The sequence below is a fragment of the Nocardia wallacei genome (assembly GCF_014466955.1).
Taxonomy (GTDB): Bacteria; Actinomycetota; Actinomycetes; order Mycobacteriales; family Mycobacteriaceae; genus Nocardia; species Nocardia wallacei.
In genome coordinates this window covers 5,590,225-5,611,186 of sequence record NZ_AP023396.1, presented here as the reverse complement: position 1 = coordinate 5,611,186, position 20,962 = coordinate 5,590,225, and the positions used below count along the sequence as shown (strand labels likewise).

Genomic DNA, 20,962 nt, shown 5'->3' with positions numbered 1-20,962 from the left:
AAAGCGTAGGGGCGCAGCCTCGGTCACGGGCGTGACCTGGTACGGAAGAACCGAAAAGCCGCGACGAGCCCGAGCCGAGTAGGTTAAGTTTCCCTCATTATGTCTGTGGTACCGGTACCTGGCACGGTCCTCCCAGCTACCACCAGCGAATTCGTCGGCCGCCGGGCGGACGTCGAGCGTGTGAGGTCGCTGCTGGACGGCGGCGCGCGGCTGGTCACGCTGATCGGCCCGGGCGGTATCGGCAAGACCAGGCTCGCGGCCGAGGTGCTGCGCGGCGCGCACGTGCCGGTGTCCTGGGTCGGCCTCGCCGAACTGGGCCCCGAATCGGTGACCGAGGATCTGATCCGGTCCGCGATCCGCGTCGACACCGCTCGAAAAGTGCTCGTACTGGACAATTGCGAGCATGTGCTGGCGGCGGTCGGCCGCATCGTCGCCGACCTGCTGCGCCGGACGCCGGACCTGACGATCCTGGCCACCAGCCGGGAGCCGCTCGGGTGGGTCGACGAGCACATCGTGCCGGTGCCCCCGCTCGCGGCGGCGCACTCCGTCGCGCTGTTCCGCCGTCGCGCCGAACTCACCGGGCGGCCGATCGGCGACGATCCCGCCCTGCTCCACATCGTCGGGCAGATCTGCCGCCACGTCGACCACAATCCGCTGTTCATCCGGCTGGCCGCGGCCCGGCTGCGGCAGCGGCCCCCCGCCATGGTGCTGCGCGAACTCACCGGCGACGCCGACGACAAGCGCCTGCAGTGGCGCCACGGCGCCCGCGCCGGCGCCGAGCCGCGCCATCGAGGCGTCTACGACGTGATCGCGTGGTCTTATCAGTTGTGCGAGCCCGCGGAACAGCTCCTGCTCGAACGGCTGTCGGTCTTCGCCGCCGGTTGCGAAACCGACGACGAGCGGTCGCTGCGCAACGGCATCGACCTCGACGCGGTACTGGCGGTGTGTGCCGACGCGACCCTCCCGGCCGACACGATCGAACCGCTGCTGGAACAGCTGGCCGAGCGATCACTGTTGTCCGAGCACCACACCGCCACGGCGGTGCGCTGGTACCTGGTGGAGAGCGTGCGGGTGTTCGCCTACGACCGCCTGCGCGGCCGGGTCGACGCCGCCGCGACCGCGGCCCGGCACCGCCGCTACTTCCGGGACAAAGTCGTTGCGGGGCAATCGATCTGGAATACACCCGAGGCGCAGGACCGGCACGACCGGGTGCATTCGAGCTGGGACAACATCCTGCTCGCGATCGAGACGGGCCTGTCGGCCCCGGACGAGGCGGTGGTGGCGCTGGAGACGGCGGCCGCGCTGCTGTCGATGTGGATCCCCTTCGCCACGCACGGCGGCCCGGCCTTCGCCCGGCTCACCGCCCTCGCCGTCGAGGCGACCCGCGCGGCCGACCCGCGTCCGGACGAGCTGCGCGTGCGGGCGATGGCCCTGCTCGCGTGGGTCGCCATGTGGCAGGGGCGAATCGAGGACGCCGCGCGCCTGCTCGACGAGTGCGCCGCCACCTGCCTGCCGGCCGCGGCCGTCCCCACCTGGCGGGACCACGCCGAGCGGGATCTCGGATTACCCGCGCCGGTGGAATGGATCCGCGGACTGGAACTGATGCTCGTGCACGCCGATGCGCGCGCCATCGCGGTGCTGGAGCGGGCCCGCCGCAAGGGCGCCGCTGCCGGTGACCTGGTCGGGGAGGAACTCAGCGGCGTATTCGTCGCACTCGCCGCGGCTTTCGTGGGGGAGCGGCAGGTGGCGCTGGACACCACCGCGCGGATCCTCGAGCATTCGACGGCGAGCGGTTCGCAGTTGTCCCGGGGGTGGGCCCGGCTGGCCCGCGCGGTCGCCCTGGTCGCTCACGGCGACCTCACCGAGGCCGCCGCGATGTCGCGCAGCGTCCTGACCGAGCACCTCATCGACGGTGACGTCTGGACGGTGAGCTGGGCGATCGGGGCCCGGATCATGGTCGCGGCGCGCACGGTCCTGGAGGCGTCGGTGGCCGGTGACGAGCCCGTGCGGACGGCCGCGGCCACCGAGATGGCCCGGCTGGTGGGCGCGTTCCGGTCGTGCGTGCGCGCCACGGGCACGGTGATCGAGACGGTTCCGTTGATCACCACCGAATTGCAGCGGGCCGCGGACCTGTCGGTGGTGGTGATCGGGGAACGGGCCTACGCGGCGGCGCGCGACGAAGGGGCCGCTGTCTCACCGGACTTCGACACGCTGCGGCGGTACGTGCTGGACCGCGCGCCCGACGACCCGAGTTCCGAAGGCGCCGAGCCCGCGTCGGTGCCCAGGCGGTGGGACACGCTGTCGCGGGCCGAGCGGGAGGTGGCGGTGCTCGCCGCGGCCGGGTGGTCCAACAGCGCGATCGCGGGCAAGCGCCGCAGTTCGGTACGCACCGTCGACGCGCAGGTCGCGAGCATCCGGCAGAAGTTGCTGACCCCGTCGCGCAAGGAGATCATCCAGCACATCCCGGGCGAGCTGGCCGACGCCGTGCGACGGGAGGCCGGGCGCCGGCCCCGCCGCGCGCCGCGCCGACCGGTGGACCGGCCGTGAACGCTGCCGCATCCGCGCCGCGTCGAGACGAGATCCCTTCGGCGGCAAGCGAATTCGTGGGCAGGCGAGGCGAGCTGCACCGGCTCGGCGAGCTGCTGGACGTGTCCGCCACCCGGATGATCACCCTGGTCGGGCCGGGCGGTGTCGGGAAGACGACGCTCGCGGCCGAGGCGCTGCGCCGGTACCGCGGGACGACCCGGGCGGCGGTGCACTGGATCCGGCTGGCCCGATTGCCTCCGGGCGCCGACGCCGAGGTCGTCGCGGAGGAGATGGTGGCGTCGGTCGTGCGTTCCGATATCGCGGGCCGTCCGGCGTGGACCTGCCTGCTCGAGGCGTTCACCACCGTCGGCGCGCCGCGGACGGTGCTGGTGCTGGACAACTGCGAGCACGTGCTGGCCGGAGTGCGCCCGCTGATCAGCGCGCTACTGGCCGCGCTGCCGGGGCTGACCATCGTGGCCACCAGCCGGGAGCCGGTGAGCTGGATCGACGAGTACGTGGTCGTGCTGCCCTCGCTGCCGGTCGAGCACGCGGCCGAATTGTTCCGCCGCCGCGCCGAATTGACCGGGCGGCCCGTACCCGACGACCGTGAGCATCGCGCGCTGGTGGCGCGGATCTGCCGCCGGGTGGACGACAATCCGCTGTTCATCCGCCTGGCCGCCGCGCGCCTACGGCACCGGCCACCGGCCGCCGTGCTGCGTGAGCTGGGCGGCGACGGCGAGGACCGGCGGCTGCGGTGGTCGCACGGCGTCCGCGCGGGTATCGAGGACCGCCATCGCAGCGTCGCCGATGTCATCGCGTGGTCGTTCGAGCTGTGCGCGCCCGCCGAGCGGCTGCTGCTCGAAAGGTTCTCGGTATTCGCGGCTTTCGACCCGGCCGGTGCCGAGGACCGCGGCGGCGGCGCGGAGGCGGAGGCGATCGTGGCGGTCTGCGCCGATCCCGAACTGCCGCCGGACGAACTGCTTCGCGGGCTCGACCGGCTGGTGGATTGCTCACTGGTGGGCGCGCGAATGACCGAGACGACGGTGCGGTACTACCTGCCGCAGAGTGTGCGGGTCTTCGCGCGGGAGCGGCTGCGCCGCCGCGACGGGGTCGAGGCCCGGCTGCTGTTCCGCCACCGCCGCTACTACCGGGAGAAGGTCGTCGCGGGCCTGACCGCCTGGTACGGCCCGGACGAGGAGGACTGGCTGCGCTGGGCCCGCTCGTCCTGGGACGACATCCTGCTCGGCATCGAGAGCGGGCTCACCGACCCGGCGGAGGCGGCGGTCGGGCTCGACAGCGCCGCCACCCTGCTGGCCCTGCGGGTGCCGTTCGTCACCGGCGCCAACCGTGCCGTCGCCCGCCTCACCGAGCGCGCGCTGGACGTGACGCGCGGAACCGCGTGGGTGCCCGCGGAACTCCGGATCGTCGCGACCGCCCGGCTCGCCGTCGTCGCGCTGTGGCAGGGCCGCCCCGACCGCGTCCGGCAGCTGCTCGACGAGTGCGTCGCGGTGCATTCGGCCGATCCGCGGGTACGCCGGAAATGGCGGGACACCGCGGCATTCGACATCGGGTTGCCCGCCGTGCTCGAATTCGCCCGCGGCCAGGAACTACTGCTGCTGCACGAGGATCCGCGATCGATCGAGGTGCTGGCCAGGGCGGTGCGCAAGTTCGCCGCGGCGGGCCGCGACACCGGTGCGCGGCGGGCCGAGCTGTGCCTCGCGCTGGCGCGCGCCTATTTCGACACCGCGGACGACTCGCCCGGCCGGCGATGGCCGGTCCGCGCCCTCGAGGCGGTGGCGGGCTGGGTGGTTTCCGCGGCCGAGCTGGACGCCGCGACCGCGGCGGCGGGCGACGGGCCCCGGGGCGTGGTCGAGCTGGGGCGCGCTCTGCTGACAGACCGTGTGGGAACCGGCAATACGTGGACCGCGGGATGGATCGTGCACTGTTGCGCCGGGGCGCTGGCGCTCGATCTGGCGCAGCGGCGCGCGGACGGTACCGCGGACCCGGCGGAGTTGACCGCGGCCGCGACCGAAATCGCCGTCCTGCAGGGTGGTGTCGCGACACTGCACCGTTCGATCGGCGTCGACACCGACGCGGTGCCGTTGGTGGCGCGGGGGATCCGGCACGCCGCCGCGACGGCGACGGCGGTCCTGGGCCCGGACGGCTACGCGGCGGCGGTTCGTCGCGGCGCGCGGTTGCGTCCCGAACTGAACGAATTGCAGCGGTATTTCCTGGGCACCCTGCGCGCGGGAGAACCGAGGGAGGATCCGCCCGCCGCTGCCGGGAAGGGTTCCCGCTGGCACGACCTGTCGGCGGCCGAACGCGAGATCGCCGTCCTGGTGGCGGCGGGCTGGGCCAACAGCGCCATCGCGGTGCGGCGCGGCACGTCGGTACGGACGGTGGACGCCCAGGTGGTGGCGATCCGCCGGAAACTACCGGCCGCCACCAGAGCCGCTGTCATCGAACATGTTCCGGCGGAACTGACCGACCGGGTCCGGGCCGCGTACCGGCAGCGTCCCGTGCGGCTGCGCCCGCGGGGATGATCGAATCGGGCAGGTCAGCGCGCGCTGCCGCACTTCGCGGACGCGTCCGCCACGCAGCCGTGGCCGCCGGAGCTGCTCGATACAGGGAATGAGGGGCCGTCGACCGAGGCGAAATCATTCCCGACTCGGGAAGGGTTGGCGGAGTACTACCGCCCGGCAGGCGGGAGCGGTGTCAGCGCCGTCGTGCGATCGACGTGGATGAACGCGTCGAACCGGTCGGCCAGGCGAGAGTGGAAGTAGTGGCTGTGCCGTTCGGTCTCCGGCTGGTAGACCACGCCGATGGCGCGTTCCAGGCGGGGTTGCCGCAGGGCGTCGGCGGCGGAATCGGTGCGGATCAGGAACGACTCGTGCCCGGTGTCGTGCAGCAGTTCCTCGTAGCTGCTGGGCAGAGCGGTGCGGACGGTCTTGCGCTCACTGTCGCCGCCCCAGCGGCTCGCCGCGGTCACGGTGCCGTGGCAGGTGCCGAAACCGATACTGCGGCAGTCCTTTCCGTGCCGCTCGCGCACCAGCTGACCGAGCGAGAGCTCACCGTCGGCGGCCATCTCGGTGGCGCGGGCATCGCCGACGTGGGAGTTGTGCGCCCACACCACGATTCGTGCCGGTGCGCCGTCGTGGCCGAGATATTCGGCGAGGGCGTCGAGCGTGTCGGCCATGTGCTCGTCACGCAGATTCCACGACGACACCCGATCGCCGAACATCGCCCGGTAGTAGGACTCGGCGGCACGGACCGTCCAGGCGTTGCGCACCGCGTCGAACCCGGCGTCGCCGTCGTGGGCGGCGGCGTTGCGTTGCAGATCGGCCAGCTGGCGCAGCACCTCGGCCTGGCAGGACTCGCCCGCGCCGAACGCTGCCCCGTACCCATAGGCCTGCCCGTCGTCCTCGCCCGCCCGGTCGAGGCACGCGTAGCGCCGCCGGGCGCGTTCGGCGGCGGCGGGATCGACCCGGTCGAGATAGTCGATCACCCGCCGCATCGAGCGATGCATGCTGTACAGATCCAGGCCGTAGAAACCGGCCGGACGATGGCCGTCGTTGTGCCGGCGCAGCCAGCCGACGAAGTCGCGCACCACCGTGTTGCGCCACATCCAGGCCGGGAAACGCTCGAAGCCGCGCAGCGCCTCGTCGGGGGTTCGGTCCGCGCCCGCGCCGCGCACGAAACGGTCGACGCGGTAGGCGTCGGGCCAATCCGCTTCCACCGCAACGGCATCGAAGCCGTGCTCGGTGAGCAACCGGCGGGTGATGGCGGCCCGCGCCGCATAGAACTCGTGGGTGCCGTGCGAGCTTTCCCCGACGAGAACGAAACGCGCGTCGCCGACCAGCTCGTCCAGCACGTCGCCGGGCGGGACGCCCGCCGGTGCGGGGACCGCGGCCCTGCGCAGGGCCGCGACCGGATCGGGCGGCGCCGGCGCACCGGTGGTGGGCGCCGCCAGCAGCTGCCGCACCTCCTCGGCGCCGACCTGGGTGAAATCCCAGAACGCGGCATCGACCGCCAGGAAGGGCGAGGGCATCGTGGCGCACACCATGTCGTCGGCGAGGCCGCGGACCTCCCGGCAGGTGGATTCCGGCGCGGCGGGGACCGCGACCACCAGGTGGGCCGGTTCCGCGGCACGGACGGCGTCGATCGCCGCGAACAGCGTTGCGCCCGTGGAAGATCCGTCGTCGACGACGATCACGGTGCGCCCGGCGAGCGCGGCGGGCGCCCGGTCGCCGCGACACGTGGCCCGGTCGCGCGGCAGTTCCGCGGCCGCGTCGCGGGCGGCGGTGCGCACCTGCTCGGCGGTGAGCCGCAGGCCGCGAACCATGTCGTCGTTGACCACGACGCGGCCGTCGGGGGCCAGTGCGCCGATGACGAGTTCGGGACGGCCCGGCGCCCGGAGTGCCCGGACCACCAGGACATCCAGCGGCGCCGCCAGCGCCGCCGCGATCTCCCAGGCCACGGGTACCCCGCCGCGGGCCAGCCCCAGTACCACCACGGTCTCGTCGCCGCGGTAGTGCTCGAGCAGAGCGGCGAGCGCCCGGCCCGCCTCGCGCCGGTCGCGGAAGACCGGCGGCGGGCGGTCGCTCAGCACGGGAAGGGTCGGCACGGCAGCGTCTCCGAATGTTCGTGGGCCTGCGTTCGGGCGGGTACCCGGCATCCGGTCTCGTATGCGCCGGGCTGGTCGACCGGTGATCTTCGGCCGCGAGACGCAAGCGTCGTCGCACGAGCCGTGCCCTGACCTAAACTCGGGTACGTGAGGTTTCGCCGTCGCGGCGGCGCCTGGACACCGAACTCCGGCTGCGTCCGGGGAGGGGAATGAATAGCTGTGCAGCCGCACGACCGACAGCAGGCTGAGACCGCTGGTCCGGACGGCGGCCCGGAATCCGGGCGCTATTCGGTGAGTGACGCGCTGTCCCAGCTCCGGCTGCGTGAGCTGCTGGCCGAGATCCGCGAGCGGGTCGACCAGATCATCGATGTCCGGGATCGGATGGACGCGCTGGTCGAGGCCATGTTCGCGGTCACCGCCGGGCTGGAACTGGACGATACTCTGCGCACCATCGTGCACACGGCGATCACCCTGGTCGACGCCCGATACGGCGCGCTCGGGGTGCGCGGCGAGGGACACGAACTGTCCCGATTCGTGTACGAGGGCATCGACGACGCCACCCGGATGCGGATCGGCGCCCTCCCGCGCGGACACGGCGTGCTGGGCCTGCTGTTCGATCAGCCCAAGCCGATCCGGCTCGACCGCCTGGCCGAGCATCCGGCGTCGGTCGGCTTCCCGGAGAACCATCCGCCGATGCGGAGCTTCCTCGGGGTCCCCGTGCGGGTGCGGGCGGCGGTCTTCGGCAATCTGTATCTCACCGAGAAGGTCGGCGGCGGGCAGTTCACCGAGGACGACGAGGTGATGGTGCAGGCGCTGGCCGCGGCGGCGGGCATCGCCATCGAGAATGCCCGGCTGTACGAGGCGGCGCGCACCCGGCAGGCGTGGATCGCGGCGACCCGGGACCTGACCACGGAGTTCCTGGCCGGCACCGCGCCGGAGCGGGTGTTCGCACATCTGGTCAATCATGTCCGGCGGCTGACCCGGTCGGATCGGGTGTTCCTGGCCGTGGCGCCCGAGCCGGACCGCGCGCCGGAGGAAGTGGCGGAGCTCGATATCGCGTACTCGGTCGGCTGTGGCGTCGATCCCGGCGGCAGTCTCCGGCTGGCGGACACCGCAGCCCGCGACGCCTTCGCCGGACGGTCCGCGCTGCGGTTCGAGGACGCCACGGCGGCGGGGCTCAGTGCCGAGGTCGGCGTGGGCGCCGGGCCGCTGCTGATGCTGCCGCTGTATACGCCCGAGGCAGCGCTGGGCCTGCTGGTGACGGCCCGTCCGACCGACAGCACGCCCTACGACGCGGAGGTCCTGGAGCTGGCCGAGGCGTTCGCCGCGCAGGCCGCGCTGGCGATGCAACTGGCCGACGCCCAGCAGCGCATGCGAGCGCTGGACGTGCTCGCCGAACGCGATCGGATCGCGCGCGACCTGCACGACCACGTGATCCAGCGGCTGTTCGCGGTCGGGCTGACCCTGCAGGGCACGGTGCCGCGCAGCCGCCGGGCCGATGTGCGGGAACGGATCTCGGCGGCGGTCGACGACCTGCAGTCGGTGGTGCAGGAGATCCGCACCTCCATTTTCGATCTGCACGTCGCCGAGGTCGGGTACGGCGGCTTGCGGCAGCGGATCGAGAAGGCGGTCCGGCAGCACACCGCCGAGTCGGGCATCGATGTCACGGTGCGCGTCACCGGCCCGCTGTCGGTGGTGCCCGCGGACCTGGCCGACGAGGCGGAAGCCGTGGTGCGCGAGGCGGTCAGCAACGCCGTCCGCCATTCCGGCGCCGCGACGCTGACCGTCGAGGTCGACGTGCGCGACGACCTGGTCGTCTCCATCGCCGACGACGGCCGCGGCATCCCGGCCGCCGTCACCGCGAGCGGCCTGGTCAATATGGCGCGCCGCGCCGAACGCGCGGGCGGAAACTGCTCTGTCACACCATGTTCCACCGACTCCGGCGAACGCCCGGGCACCCTCGTGCGTTGGTCCGTGCCACTTCCCTGACCCCAGTGCCCGCCGGTGCGGCCCCGCGGAGGTCAGCGGTGGTTCGGGGTGACGAGACCGAGGTCGGCGTCGTAGCGCCGGCCGCCACACTGCCGTCCGGACCGGTGCCACTGAAGGGCCGAACGGCCTTCGTGGGGTAATCACATTGCCGCGCCGCGGGCCGCCACCGGTGGTAACCGACCTGTGGGCACATTCCTGGGACCTTCGGCCCTACATGCCCGTATCGGCGCGGTGATGGGATTTCCCCAGGGGTCGCGATCATGAGACGGGAAGCGGGTCGGTGGCGGTGAGCACGGCGCAGCTGCGATGGGATACCGATACGGCGGCACGCGGCGACGCCGGGGCTCGGTAGGGCGTCGTGGCCGACGCTTCCGGCGGCGGCCGTGCCGTGGTGCACCTGGACCGCACCGAATCGATGCGACTGCTGGCCGGTGCCGCGGTCGGCCGAATTGTCTTCACCCGCAACGCGTTACCGGCTATCCGCCCGGTCAATCATCTCGTCGAGGACGGCGCGGTGGTGCTGCGCACCCGCTTCACCACGCAATTGACCACCGCCATGGGCGGCAGCTCGCCGGTGGTGGTCGCGTACGAGGCGGACGACATCGATGCGGTGCGGCGCGTGGGCTGGTCGGTCGTGGTGGTGGGGTTCGCGCGCCCGGTCACCGATCCCGGCCGCGTCGCGCGCTACGAATCGCTGTTGCAGTCGTGGGTCGACGGGGAGCAGGCCACCGTGGTGTCGATCGAGCCCGAAATCGTCACGGGCATGAGGCTCGTCGAGCGCGGCTGCTAGTGCGACACCCGCCGGACGTCGCATGGGCCCGCTCGCGCGACATGATGGAGGGCGAGAACCAGGTTCCGACACAGGAGGAGTGCGATGACCGACAATCCGGCCACCTCGGAATCCGACCCGCGCCCGCCGATCGTGGCGGCGGTCGACGGATCGGAGGTGTCGTATCATGCCGCGGCCTGGGCGGCGGCCGCCGCCGCCCTGCACGGCTGTGCGTTGCACCTGCTCACGTCCGTGTCGCTACCGGCCGTGTTCGGCCCGGTCCCGGTGCTCGGTGAGGACGACCTGGCTCGGTTGCACGCCGATGCCGAGCGGATCCTGGCCGAGGCCACCCGCTCGGCCCGCGCCGCCGCGCCGGGGGAGGCGCCCGCGATCACCACCGAGGTGGTCACCGAACCGATCATTCCGGTGCTGATCGACCGCTCCCGCCGGGCCCGGCTGGTCGCGGTCGGCAGCCGCGGCCTCGGGGCGTTCCGGCGGGGCCTGCTGGGTTCGGTCAGCACGGCGGTGACCCGGCACGCGCACTCCCCGGTCGCGGTGGTGCGTGCGGCGGCGGATGCGGTGTCGGCGAGCAAGCCGGTGCTGGTCGGCGTGGACGGCAGCGAGAACAGCGTGCCCGCACTGGAACTCGCGTTCGAGGAGGCGTCGCGGCGCAAGGTCGGTCTGATCGCGTTGCACGCCTGGACGGATGTCAGTGCCGCGCTGGACGTGTCGGTCAGCGGCTGGGACGCGATCCGCGACAGCGAGGACGCGGTGCTCGCCGAGTCGCTGTCCGGGCACACCGAGCGTTACCCGGATGTCGAGGTGAGCCGGATCCTGGTGCAGGACAGGCCCGTTCGCGCGCTACTGGAACAATCGGAGGGGGCGCAGCTGGTAGTGGTCGGCAGTCACGGGCGGGGCGGATTCACCGGGATGCTGCTCGGCTCCACCAGTTCCGCGCTGGTGCAAGCGGTGGAGTGCCCGATCGTGGTCGTCCGGGAGGGCGCGAAAGGCGGGGCCGGGCAAGAAGATTCGTAGGCGTTCAGGAGGTGGGCGGGTCCAGTTCCGCCACGCCGAGTCGTTCGGAATATCGCCGATTCAGGTCGGACCAGCCGTAGTTCAGCGCCGCCGCACCCACGATGGGGCCGATCGGGCTGCCCGCGAGCAGCTCCGCGGCCACGTCGAGGCACAGGTGCCAGCCCGCGGCCAGCTGCGCCGCCACCGCTCGCTCCGGGAGTCGGTGGGTCAGGCGCAACCGGGTGCCGCCGTCGTGCTCGGCCAGCTCCCAGCGCAGCACGTCGCCGGCCCAGGTGTATTCGAGGACCTCGGGCGGGGTGACGGTGGTGACCCGGCCCGGCAGTTCCTGCCGGTGCTCGCCGTCGATCATGATCAGGGTGACCGGACCGGTCGCGGAAAGTGCGCGGTCGGCGGTGTAGGGCGCCCACTCGCGCAGCTCGTCCGGTTCGGTCAGGGCGGTCCACACCGCCGCCCGGGCCTGCGGGAACTCCCGGGTGAACACGAGCGACCAGTGGCCGTTCTCATCGACGAGTTCGACCTGATGCAGGGGGCTGGGGTGATATCGGCGGGTGGTCATGGGGGGTCCTTTCGGTCGAGGTGCCGGCCCAGGGCGTCGAGGTGGCGGTCCCACAGCCGCAGGTAGGGCGTGAGCCAGGTGTCGAGCTGTTCGAAGGGGCCGGGAGCGAGGCGGTAGATCCGTCTCTGTGCCGCCACTTCGCAGGTGACGAAGCCGGTGTCGCGCAGCACTTTCAGGTGCTTCGACACCGTCGGTTGCGGTAGTTCCAGCCGCGTGACGAGTTCGCCGACGGTGGCGTCACCGGTGCGCAGCAGATCGAGGATGCGCCTGCGTTGCGGTTCGGCCACCACCGCGAAGAGATCGGTCGTCACGCCGCTCAATATACCCTGTGGGGTATATACCTTACAAGGCATATAACGGATCATCATTTCGGGATCGTTGAATTGGAACGAGTTATAGATTGGTGGGAGGCCGCCGCTCCGATGTGAAGGGAAACCATGTCCGCCACCGCCTCCGCTGCCGAACTGCTGGCGACCGTCGAGCGGTCGCCGCAGGCCGTCGCCGTCCACGACCGGGCCGCGTGGGTCGGGTTGTTCGCCCCCGACGCACTGGTGGAGGATCCGGTCGGGTCGCGGCCACACCGGGGGACCGCCGCGATCGAGCGGTTCTACGACACCTTCATCGCGCCCAACGGCATCGCGTTCCGGGTCCACCACGACGTGGTCTGCGGCATGACCGTCTACCGCGACCTGACCATCGAGACCACCATGTCCACCGGCGTGACGCTGCGCGTCCCCATGCACCTGCGCTACGACCTCACCCGCACGGCCGACGAGCTGCGCATCCGCACACTGCGCGCGCACTGGGAGCTTCCCGTGATGGTCGGCCAACTCCTCATGTCGGGCCCGCCGGGCCTGCTCGCCGCCGCCAAGCTGGCGCCACAACTGCTCGGCAACCAAGGCCTCGGCGGCGCATTGGGTTTCGCCCGCGGCTTCCGCCGAGTCGGCGCGACCGCCGAACGCACCGCCGCCACTTTCCTCGATGCGGCCGCCCGCGGCGACACCTCCGCCCGGTCGGCCCTCACCCCCGACGCCACCCTCCTCTGGTCGGGCACCCCACTCGGCGTCGCGGGCTTCCTCCAGCAAGCAACCGACCTCCGCTCCGAAACCGCCATAGCCGCAGGCAATTTCATCACCACGACGATCACCACCCCCACCGCCCGAGGCATCGCCGAACTCGAGTTCACGCGAAACAGCGAGCAGATCAAGGCCGCTCGCATCTACGTTTGAGGCGCGTGCTCGGCGTCGGGCGGCGCAATACTCCCCGGCGAGGAGCACGCGGTCTTTCGCCACTTTTCCGCTTCGGCTGTCGAGCGCGGTTTCCCGGGTGGCCGACCGATCGTCGTCATCGTCGCGTCGGTTTGCTCGGTTGCGCGCGGTGTGCGGTGCGGGCGGGCACAATGCCCGGTATGGATGGCTGGGGCGGGCGGGCATCGGCCGACCGGCGGGCGAGTGCGGGGTCCGGCGGGGCGGGGGTGCGCAAGCGGCACGGGCGGCATTACACCCCGGAGCGGCTGGCCGGGTTCCTGGCGGAGCGGGTGGTGGAGCATGTGGTGCCTCGGGGCGAGGTGCGGGTGTTGGATCCGGCGTGCGGCGATGGGGAGTTGTTGCTGGCGGTGGGGCGAGAGCTGGCGGGGCGGTTTCCGGGGATTCGGTTGCGGTTGACCGGGTTCGATCTCGACGCCGAGGCCGTGCGGGCGGCCCGGGCGCGGGCCGCGGGTCTCGACATCGAGTGGTATGCCGGTGACTTCCTCACCGCGGCAGCGGATTTGGCCGCCGCGGACTTCGATGCGGTGATCACCAACCCGCCCTATGTGCGGACGCAGCAGCTGGGTTCGACGGCTGCTCGGCTGCTGGCCCGTCAGTTCGGCCTCACCGGCCGGATCGACCTGACACACCCGTTCGTCGCGAGCGTGCCCCGGTTGCTGCGGCCCGGCGGTGTGCTGGGGCTGTTGTGCGCCAACCGTTTTCTGACCACCAAGGCCGGTACCAACCTGCGCGCCCTGCTGCGGTCCGAATTGACCCCGGTGGAGCTGTACGACCTCGGTGACACCCGGCTGTTCGAGGCCGCCGTCCTCCCCGCGATCACCATCGCCGTCCGTGCCCGGGCCACCACCCCCTGCCGCTACGTCTCCGCATACGAACTCGACACTGCCCCGACGACTTCCACCCTCGACCTCTACACGGCCCTGACCGGCCCGGCCGACACCGTGATCACCCACGGCGGCCGAACCATCGCGATCGAGATCGGCGCCCTGGCCACCGGCGACGACCTGTCCGCACCCACCCGCGATCCGGCGCCCGTGCCGCAACCCGTCTCGGCCCGGCCGCCCGCCCCCGACCCCGCCATCCCGTGGCGGATGTCGCGCCCCGGCGTGGACGACTGGTTGCGGCGGGTGGCGGCGGGGACCTGGCGGACGTTCGGGGAGGTGGTGCGGATCCGGGTGGGAATCAAGACGACGGCGGATCGGGTATTCATCTCCGATCGGTGGGAGGAGCGGGATCCGCGGCCGGAGGGGGAATTGCTGTTCGATCTGCTGACCCATCATGACCTGGCGCCGTGGCGGATCGCGCGGGCGCAACCGACCCGGGTGCTCTATCCCTACGATGTGACCCGCTCGCGCCGCACGCCGGTGGATCTGACCGAATTCCCCGCTGCCGCCGCATATCTCGCGGCGCACAAGGAGACCCTGGCCGCACGCGGCTACGTCACCGCCGGCGGCCGGGAGTGGTTCGAGATCTGGGTCCCGCAGCGCCCGCACCTGTGGTCGCGGCCCAAGCTGGTGTTTCCCGATATCAGCGTGCGCCCGCGGTTCGCGCTCGACCGCAGCGGCGCCATCGTCAACGGCGACTGCTACTGGATCTCGCTGCCCGACCGCGGCGCCGAGTCGCTCGCGTATCTACTGATGGGAGTGGCGAATTCGACCCTGGGCCTGCGCTTCTACGATGCGGTGTGCGGCAACCGCCTGTATGCGGGCCGCCGCCGGTGGATCACCCAGTACGTCGGCCGCCTGCCGCTCCCGGACCCCGCGACTCCCGCGGCGGCGGCACTCACGGACCTGGTGCGCAGCTTCGTCGACGGTGCGGCCGAACCGAATTCCGCTCTCCTCGACGAGCGGGTGGCGGCCGCCTTCCGCCTCTGACGCCTCAGCCGCGCGGCACTCCCACCATCGGCATCAGAGTGCGGCGGGCGAATTCCCGTGCGGCTCGCTGGTCGCCGACCGGGATCAGCCCGTCGGGCGTCAGCGCCAGCGACTGCGCCAGCCGGGCCATGATCTCGGCGACCAGGTCGGCGTCGAAGTCCAGCGCGGGGTTCGTCTTCTGCAGTTCGCGCAGTTTCTCGGCGAGGTAGGCGCGCCCCACCGCGAGAATCGGCCCGGCCTCGGTGGTCAGCCGCGGCAGGATCAGATCGGGCTCGGTGCGCAGCAGCCGCCGCAGCAATTCGTTGCGTGCGAGCAGCGTGATGAACGCGACGAACACCTCGACCAGCTGATCCTCGGCGGCGGTGGCCGATTCGGCGGTGCTCGCGCCGGTGATCTCGGCGACGCGCTGGTCGATTTCGGCGACGAACAGCTGCGCCTCCCGCACGCCGACCGCCTCGATCAGTTCGTTCTTCGACTCGAAGCGGCGATAGAGCGTGGCGGGGCTGATCCCGGCCCGGCGTGCGATCTCGCCCATGCTGGTGCGCTTGATCCCGAAATCCAGGAATGCCGACAACGCGCTCTCCAGCAGTTGCTCGCCGTCGGCTCGCGGCTTCTCGAGGATGCGCGCCAGGATGGGGGGAACCGAGGGCATCGAATCTCCAGTCGAATGCGGAAGGGGTGCGGATCATTATCTCATCGGATCGCACCCGCAACCGCGGCTGGCGTGTCGCGCCCCGGCGCCGATCAGCGCAGATTCAGCGCCGTCATCTCCTGCTCGATCGCATTCGCGGCGAAATCTATTCCGCTGGAGCGTAATTCGTGTACTCGACGATGTAGTGCCTCGATCCCCCCGGGCTGGGCCGCGATATCGGCCACGCTGATCCGCCCCTTGGGCCGGTGCATACCGGACTGCTCGTACGCCACCGCTGAACCTCCTGCTTGCCCACCTGCCGAGCCCGTCGTCCGGGCGTGGCTCGCCTCGCGTAACGAGCCGTCCGCCGTCGTGTCGACGCCGTCGACCGAACCCCGGGCACGCTGGCCAAATGCTAACAAGAGGAGTAGCTGGTCATCTGACCAGTGTGCGCTGTATCACAGTTCGACGCCGTCGCGATGCACGGCCGTGCTGTGCCGGTAGACCGTCGCGTTGAGCCGGATACGTTCCAGTTCGGCCTCGCCGAGTTCGCGGCGCACCTTGCCCGGGACGCCCGCGACCAGTGATCCGGGCGGGATCCGGGCGCCCTCGGGGATCAGCGCGTTGGCGGCGATGAGGCTGCCCGCGCCGATCACCGCGCCGTTGAGCACGGTCGCGCCCATCCCGACCAGCACATCGTCACCGACCGTGCAGCCGTGCAGAATCGCATTGTGCCCCACCGACACTCCGGTGCCGACGGTCAGCGGCACACCCGGATCCGCATGCAGCACGCACCCGTCCTGGATATTGGTCCCGGCCCCCACGGAGATCTCCTCCATATCCCCCCGCAGCACCGCCGAGTACCACACACTCACCTCCGCCGCGAGCCGCACCCGCCCGATCACGGTCGCGTTCGGCGCGACCCAGGCGCTCTCGTCGATCTGCGGCGCGTGCTCACCCAACCGAATCCTCATGGTCACCGAACATAGTCGGCTCCACCCGAACTCCGAAGCGGCTACGCCGACCGCATGAGCGAGGCTATCGACTGGTCGTGGCTGCGCAAGCCGATTCCGATCTCGGGCTCGACCGAGGTGTGAGCGACCGCCGTCCCGGCAACGATGGGGTAACAACCGGGAGCGGTCAATCGTGCGATCTTGAGTGGGGTGGGGGTTTCTGACAGCGTGGGCAGCGCACGCGTGTGTCACTTTCCGATGCTGGTTGTCAGATCGCGCTCTTCCCACCTCACCGACGAGGAGACAGGCGATGAGTCTCGTGCCGTTTCGTGAAATTGCCCGGATCGCGGGGAGCGTGCGGGCATGAGCGCGCCCTCGGTGTTCAACGCCGGTCAGCCGATGCCGATCATCGGCGGCGGAGGCGGCGTGGTGACGATGGTCGAGGCGAGCACGTTCTGCCTGTCCGATCCGCTGGGCGACATCAACGCCGGGACCTCGCAGGGGCTGTTCTACCGTGACGCCCGCGTCGTCTCCCGGTGGGAACTGCGCCTGGACGGCCACCGGCCCGAACAGCTGTCGGTGATGATGTCGGAGGCCTTCCGCGCGCGGTTCGTGCTGCGGAAACCGGCCCGGCAGGGCGTCGCCGACAGTACCGTGCTGATCCTGCGCCGCAGGATGATCGGCGACGGCATGCGCGAGATCATCGCCGTGCACAACCTCGGCGACGAGGACACCGCGATGACCCTGTCGCTGAACGTCGACGCCGACTTCGCCGACCTGTTCGCGGTCAAGGCCGGGCAGGTGCACAGCGTCGGCTGCGAGCTGGCCGCCGCCGACGGCGAACTGCATCTCGCCGACCGCGACGACCCCGGACGCGGCCTCACCATCACCGCCGACGGCAGTCCGGCCGCCCAGCCCGGCACGCTGACCTGGCGCATCGTCGTGCCGCGGCGCGGGCACTGGCAGACCACCGTGCGCTGCCGCCCGATCATCGGCCACCGCGCGATCGAGGCGACGTTCAGCGACGAGGACCAGGACAGCCCCACCTACCGGATGAAGCAGTGGCGCGCCACCGCCACCAGCCTGACCGCCGGCGACCCCGGCCTCACCTCGATCCTGCAGCGCACCGAGGGCGATCTGGGCGCGCTGCGCATCGACGACCAGGGCGGCGACGCCCCGACCTACGTGGCCGCCGGCGCGCCGTGGTTCATGACGCTGTTCGGCCGCGACAGCCTGCTGACGTCGTGGATGGCGCTGCTGCTGGACTCCGATCTCGCGCTGGGCACGCTGCAGCAGCTGGCGGCATTGCAGGGCACCCACGTGGATCCGATCACCGAGGAGGAACCGGGCCGCATCATGCACGAGATGCGGCACGGACCCGCCGGTGACGAGGTACTCGGCGGCACCGTCTACTACGGAACCGTCGACGCCACACCGCTTTTCGTGATGCTGCTGGCCGAATGCTGGCGCTGGGGCGCGGAGGAATCGATCGTCAAGGCGCTGCTGCCCGCCGCCGACGCCGCGCTCACCTGGATCGACTCCTACGGCGACACCGACGGCGACGGATTCGTCGAGTACCGCCGCAAAACCGATCAGGGCCTGGCCAATCAGGGGTGGAAGGACAGCTGGGACGCGATCTCCTTCGCCGACGGCCGCCTCGCCGATCCGCCGATCGCGCTGTGCGAGGTGCAGGGCTACGTCTACGCGGCGCGGCTGGGACGGGCCGACATCGCCGAGGCGTTCGGTGACGCCGAGGGCGCCGCCCGGCTGCGTGCCCAGGCGGCGGAACTCGCGGCGCGCTTCGACGAGGCGTTCTGGTTACCCCAATCCGGTTGGTACGCGATGGCTCTGGATGCCCGGAAGAATCCGGTGGACGCGCTGTCGAGCAATGTCGCGCACTGCCTGTGGACCGGCATCGTGCCCGACGAGCGCGCGGCCACCCTCATCGAGCGGTTGTCGGAGACCGGGATGGACAGCGGGTTCGGGCTGCGCACCCTGTCGGAATCCATGGGCCGCTACAACCCGATGAGCTACCACAACGGCTCGGTGTGGCCGCACGACACCGCGATCGCCATCGCCGGACTGCTGCGCTACCACCACATCCCCGGCGCGACCGAACTGGCCGAACGCCTGGCCGGTGGGCTGCTCGAGGCGATCATGGGTTTCGGCGCGCGGCCGCCGGAGCTGTTCTGCGGCTTCGCCCGCAAGGACTTTCCCGCGCCGGTGCCGTACCCGACCTCGTGCTCGCCGCAGGCGTGGTCCAGCGCGGCGCCCCTGTTGCTGATGCGCTCCTACCTCGGCCTGCAGCCCGACGTCCCCAACCGCACCCTGGGCATCGCCCCGCGCCTGCCCGACCGCGCCGGTCGCGTCCGTCTCGCCGACCTCCGCCTGGGCCCCGCCACCATCACCATCCAGGCACGCGGCACCACCGTGAAGGTCGACGGCCTACCGAGCGATTGGGAACTCCGCCAGTCCTGAGGTGACGAGCGCGGTTCCCCGCCGTCCGCGCCGGACCGCGAGATCTGCGGTGAGTCCTGCCCGGCCGCGCGGTTCCGCGTCGACCGTGCCGGACCGCGAGATCTGCCCGACCGGGCTTACCGCGGCCCGCCCTCGCTCAGAGGTACCAGTCGGGTTCCTCGGCTGGGGGCAGGTCGTGCAGCTTGTCGGGGTTGCGGACGACGTTGATGCCGGTGATTCGGTCGCCCTCGACGATGAAGGAGAACACGCCGACATGCGCGCCGTCGAACACCAGCAGGCCGGGACCGCCGTTGACCAGCACGTGCCGCCCCCACGCGCCGGTGCCCGCCCGGTACCAGCCGAGGAACATCTTCGCGACCAGCTCCGCACCCCGCACCGGCTTGCGGATGGCCGGCACCTTGCCGCCGCCGTCGGCGGTCAGCACGACCTTCTCATCGAGCACGCCGAGCAGCGCGCTCAGGTCGCCGGACCGCCACGCCACCGCGAACGCCGATACCGCTTTCTCGTGCTCGTCGCGGCTGGCCGGGAAGCGCGGCGTGCCCTGCTCGACGTGTTTGCGCGCGCGAGAGGCCAACTGGCGCACCGCCGCCGGTGTCCGGCCCACCACATCGGCCACCTCGGGAGCGCTCATGCCGAACACCTCCTGCAGCACGAACGCGGTGCGTTCGGCGGGTGACAGCGACTCCAGCACGACCAGGAGCGCGGTGGTGACCCGCTCGTCCTGGGTGACGCGGTCGGCGGGATCGTCCATCGTGGTGACCTCCGGTTCGGGCAGCCATTCCCCGACGTACTGTTCGCGCCGGGCACGGGCCGAGCCCAACTGGTCCAGGGCGAGCCGTCCGGTGACGGTGCTCAGCCAGGCGCGCAGGTTGTCGATCCGCTCGTCCGCGCCCCGGTTCTCGTGCCACCGCTGCAACCGCAGCCAGGCCTCCTGCACCACATCGTCGGCGTCACTGAGACTGCCCAGCGTGCTGTAGGCCAGCCGCCGCAGATACTGCCGATGCTCCTCGAACCGCCGCGCCAACTCCGCCCGATCGACCTCGCCGATCAACCCCTCAGTCGTCACCCTGCTTCCTTCCGTCCGCCCGAGCCTATCGGTGCGTTATGGAGGTGACGACGCAGGTCGGCCGGGTGTGACATCGGGTGGGCCCCGGCGTACTCGTCGATCGGCGGCCAGCGGAAATCGTGCGGGGCGTGGCGTCGGATCGGCAGCCGCTCGGCGGGTCCGATGCGAAGCTGCCGGGTGGGTTGCGGAACCGGCCCGGTTACGCTCGGCCGGTGCGTATGGGGACTGCGAGGGCGATCGGGCTGGGCCTGGGGTTCGTGCTGGATCGGGTGGCCGGCGATCCGCGGCGGTGGCATCCGGTGGCGGGATTCGGCGCGGTGGCCGGGGCGTTGGAGCAGGTCGCTCACCGGGACGCGCGCGGGGCGGGGGTAGCCCACGAGCTGGTGCTCGTCGGGGGAGTGGTCGCGGTGTCGGCCGGGGTGGAACGGTTTCTCGCAACTCGGCGCGGAGCGGGAAGCACTGTGGCGCAAGGTGTTTCGACGGCCATCGCGACGTGGATAGCGCTCGGTGGGACGACACTCGCGCGGACCGGCTCGGACATGACCCGGCGCCTGGAATCCGGGGACGTCGCGGCGGCGCGGCGGATATTGCCGTCGCTGTGCGGACGCGATCCCGAATCGCTGGACGCGGACGGGCTCGCTCGCGCCGCCGTCGAATCCCTCGCGGAGAACACCTCCGACGCCACCGTCGCCCCGCTGTTCTGGGGCGCGGTCGCCGGGGTGCCGGGCCTGCTCGGCTATCGGGCGGTGAACACCCTGGACGCCATGGTCGGCTACCGCGACGATCGCTACCGGCGGTTCGGCTGGGCTGCCGCCCGCACCGACGACCTGGCCAACCTGCTCCCGGCGCGCGTGACCGGAGCGCTGACCGCACTGCTGGCCCCGGCGGTCGGAGGTCATCCGGCGGCCGCGGTCCGAGCCTGGCGCCGCGACGCCGCCGCCCATCCGAGCCCCAACGCGGGCGTGGCCGAGGCCGCGATGGCCGGTGCGCTCGGTGTCCGGCTCGGCGGTCCCACCCGCTACCGGCACGGCACCGAGATTCGCCCGACCCTCGGTGACGGGCCGTCCCCGCAGGTCCCCGACCTGCGCCGCGCCGTACGCCTGTCCGAGGCGGTCCAGCTCGCCGCGGCGGCGTTGGCCGTGGCCGTCGCCGCCGCCCGGCTCCGCGCTCGCGGAAAATGAATAGCCGGGACA

At 71.7% G+C, this 20,962-nt stretch carries 16 protein-coding genes; 9 read left to right on the top strand and 7 right to left on the bottom strand.

Translation table 11 applies throughout. The features are described from left to right. The first annotated feature begins 99 nt into the window (after positions 1 to 99). Positions 100 to 2,547: an ATP-binding protein gene (locus NWFMUON74_RS24730; protein WP_187684177.1), complete on the top strand. Its 2,448-nt coding sequence runs from the start codon at positions 100 to 102 to the stop codon at positions 2,545 to 2,547. Next, positions 2,544 to 5,069: an ATP-binding protein gene (locus tag NWFMUON74_RS24725; protein ID WP_187684176.1), complete on the top strand. Its 2,526-nt coding sequence runs from the start codon at positions 2,544 to 2,546 to the stop codon at positions 5,067 to 5,069. Before NWFMUON74_RS24730 ends, NWFMUON74_RS24725 begins: the two co-directional genes overlap by 4 nt. A 146-nt stretch (positions 5,070 to 5,215) precedes the next feature. Here NWFMUON74_RS24725 and NWFMUON74_RS24720 read toward each other — a convergent pair whose 3' ends face one another. After that, positions 5,216 to 7,150, bottom strand: a complete 1,935-nt coding sequence (locus NWFMUON74_RS24720) for an erythromycin esterase family protein (RefSeq protein WP_232110577.1) — start codon at positions 7,148 to 7,150, stop codon at positions 5,216 to 5,218. Positions 7,151 to 7,369: 219 nt separating this feature from the next. Between NWFMUON74_RS24720 and NWFMUON74_RS24715 the strand changes: the two genes are divergently transcribed. The 3 genes from NWFMUON74_RS24715 (at position 7,370) to NWFMUON74_RS24705 (ending at position 10,943) form a co-directional block, all read left to right on the top strand. Then, positions 7,370 to 9,139, top strand: a complete 1,770-nt coding sequence (locus NWFMUON74_RS24715) for a GAF domain-containing sensor histidine kinase (protein WP_269475294.1) — start codon at positions 7,370 to 7,372, stop codon at positions 9,137 to 9,139. A 358-nt stretch (positions 9,140 to 9,497) separates the two neighbouring features. Continuing rightward, positions 9,498 to 9,929 (top strand): pyridoxamine 5'-phosphate oxidase family protein, encoded by a 432-nt coding sequence (locus tag NWFMUON74_RS24710; RefSeq protein ID WP_269475293.1) that lies wholly within the window; start codon positions 9,498 to 9,500, stop codon positions 9,927 to 9,929. Between the two features lie 84 nt (positions 9,930 to 10,013). Beyond that, positions 10,014 to 10,943, top strand: coding sequence for a universal stress protein (locus tag NWFMUON74_RS24705; protein WP_187684174.1), 930 nt, complete (start codon positions 10,014 to 10,016; stop codon positions 10,941 to 10,943). 4 nt (positions 10,944 to 10,947) lie between these two features. Here the strand turns inward: NWFMUON74_RS24705 and NWFMUON74_RS24700 are convergent, their stop codons facing one another. Both NWFMUON74_RS24700 and NWFMUON74_RS24695 read right to left on the bottom strand, forming a co-directional pair. Further along, positions 10,948 to 11,499 carry an SRPBCC family protein gene (locus NWFMUON74_RS24700; RefSeq protein WP_187684173.1) on the bottom strand — a complete coding sequence of 184 codons (552 nt, stop codon included), beginning with the start codon at positions 11,497 to 11,499 and terminating at the stop codon, positions 10,948 to 10,950. Further along, positions 11,496 to 11,810 (bottom strand): ArsR/SmtB family transcription factor, encoded by a 315-nt coding sequence (locus NWFMUON74_RS24695; protein ID WP_187684172.1) that lies wholly within the window; start codon positions 11,808 to 11,810, stop codon positions 11,496 to 11,498. Before NWFMUON74_RS24695 ends, NWFMUON74_RS24700 begins: the two co-directional genes overlap by 4 nt. Positions 11,811 to 11,936: 126 nt before the next feature. Here NWFMUON74_RS24695 and NWFMUON74_RS24690 point away from each other — a divergent pair, with 126 nt between their 5' ends. Further along, positions 11,937 to 12,728 carry a nuclear transport factor 2 family protein gene (locus NWFMUON74_RS24690; RefSeq protein ID WP_187684171.1) on the top strand — a complete coding sequence of 264 codons (792 nt, stop codon included), beginning with the start codon at positions 11,937 to 11,939 and terminating at the stop codon, positions 12,726 to 12,728. A 179-nt stretch (positions 12,729 to 12,907) separates the two neighbouring features. Continuing rightward, positions 12,908 to 14,641, top strand: a complete 1,734-nt coding sequence (locus NWFMUON74_RS24685; RefSeq protein ID WP_269475292.1) for an Eco57I restriction-modification methylase domain-containing protein — start codon at positions 12,908 to 12,910, stop codon at positions 14,639 to 14,641. A gap of 4 nt (positions 14,642 to 14,645) precedes the next feature. Here NWFMUON74_RS24685 and NWFMUON74_RS24680 read toward each other — a convergent pair whose 3' ends face one another. From NWFMUON74_RS24680 to NWFMUON74_RS24670, 3 genes are all read right to left on the bottom strand, one after another. Then, on the bottom strand, positions 14,646 to 15,293 hold the full coding sequence (locus NWFMUON74_RS24680) for a TetR/AcrR family transcriptional regulator (RefSeq protein ID WP_187684169.1): 648 nt from the start codon (positions 15,291 to 15,293) through the stop codon (positions 14,646 to 14,648). A 92-nt stretch (positions 15,294 to 15,385) separates the two neighbouring features. Next, positions 15,386 to 15,565, bottom strand: a complete 180-nt coding sequence (locus tag NWFMUON74_RS24675) for a hypothetical protein (protein WP_187684168.1) — start codon at positions 15,563 to 15,565, stop codon at positions 15,386 to 15,388. A 165-nt stretch (positions 15,566 to 15,730) separates the two neighbouring features. Then, complete coding sequence (locus tag NWFMUON74_RS24670; RefSeq protein WP_187684167.1) at positions 15,731 to 16,246, bottom strand: gamma carbonic anhydrase family protein; 516 nt, start codon at positions 16,244 to 16,246, stop codon at positions 15,731 to 15,733. Positions 16,247 to 16,588: 342 nt separating this feature from the next. Between NWFMUON74_RS24670 and NWFMUON74_RS24665 the strand changes: the two genes are divergently transcribed. Next, the gene (locus NWFMUON74_RS24665; protein ID WP_187684166.1) at positions 16,589 to 18,703 is read left to right on the top strand and encodes an amylo-alpha-1,6-glucosidase; all 2,115 of its coding nucleotides are present in this window, start codon (positions 16,589 to 16,591) and stop codon (positions 18,701 to 18,703) included. Positions 18,704 to 18,839: 136 nt separating this feature from the next. On the opposite strand, the gene sigJ is transcribed toward NWFMUON74_RS24665, so the two are convergent. After that, positions 18,840 to 19,769 carry an RNA polymerase sigma factor SigJ gene (sigJ, locus tag NWFMUON74_RS24660; RefSeq protein WP_187684165.1) on the bottom strand — a complete coding sequence of 310 codons (930 nt, stop codon included), beginning with the start codon at positions 19,767 to 19,769 and terminating at the stop codon, positions 18,840 to 18,842. A 218-nt stretch (positions 19,770 to 19,987) separates the two neighbouring features. Here sigJ and NWFMUON74_RS24655 point away from each other — a divergent pair, with 218 nt between their 5' ends. Beyond that, positions 19,988 to 20,950 carry a cobalamin biosynthesis protein gene (locus NWFMUON74_RS24655; RefSeq protein WP_187689399.1) on the top strand — a complete coding sequence of 321 codons (963 nt, stop codon included), beginning with the start codon at positions 19,988 to 19,990 and terminating at the stop codon, positions 20,948 to 20,950. The last annotated feature ends 12 nt before the right edge of the window (positions 20,951 to 20,962 follow it).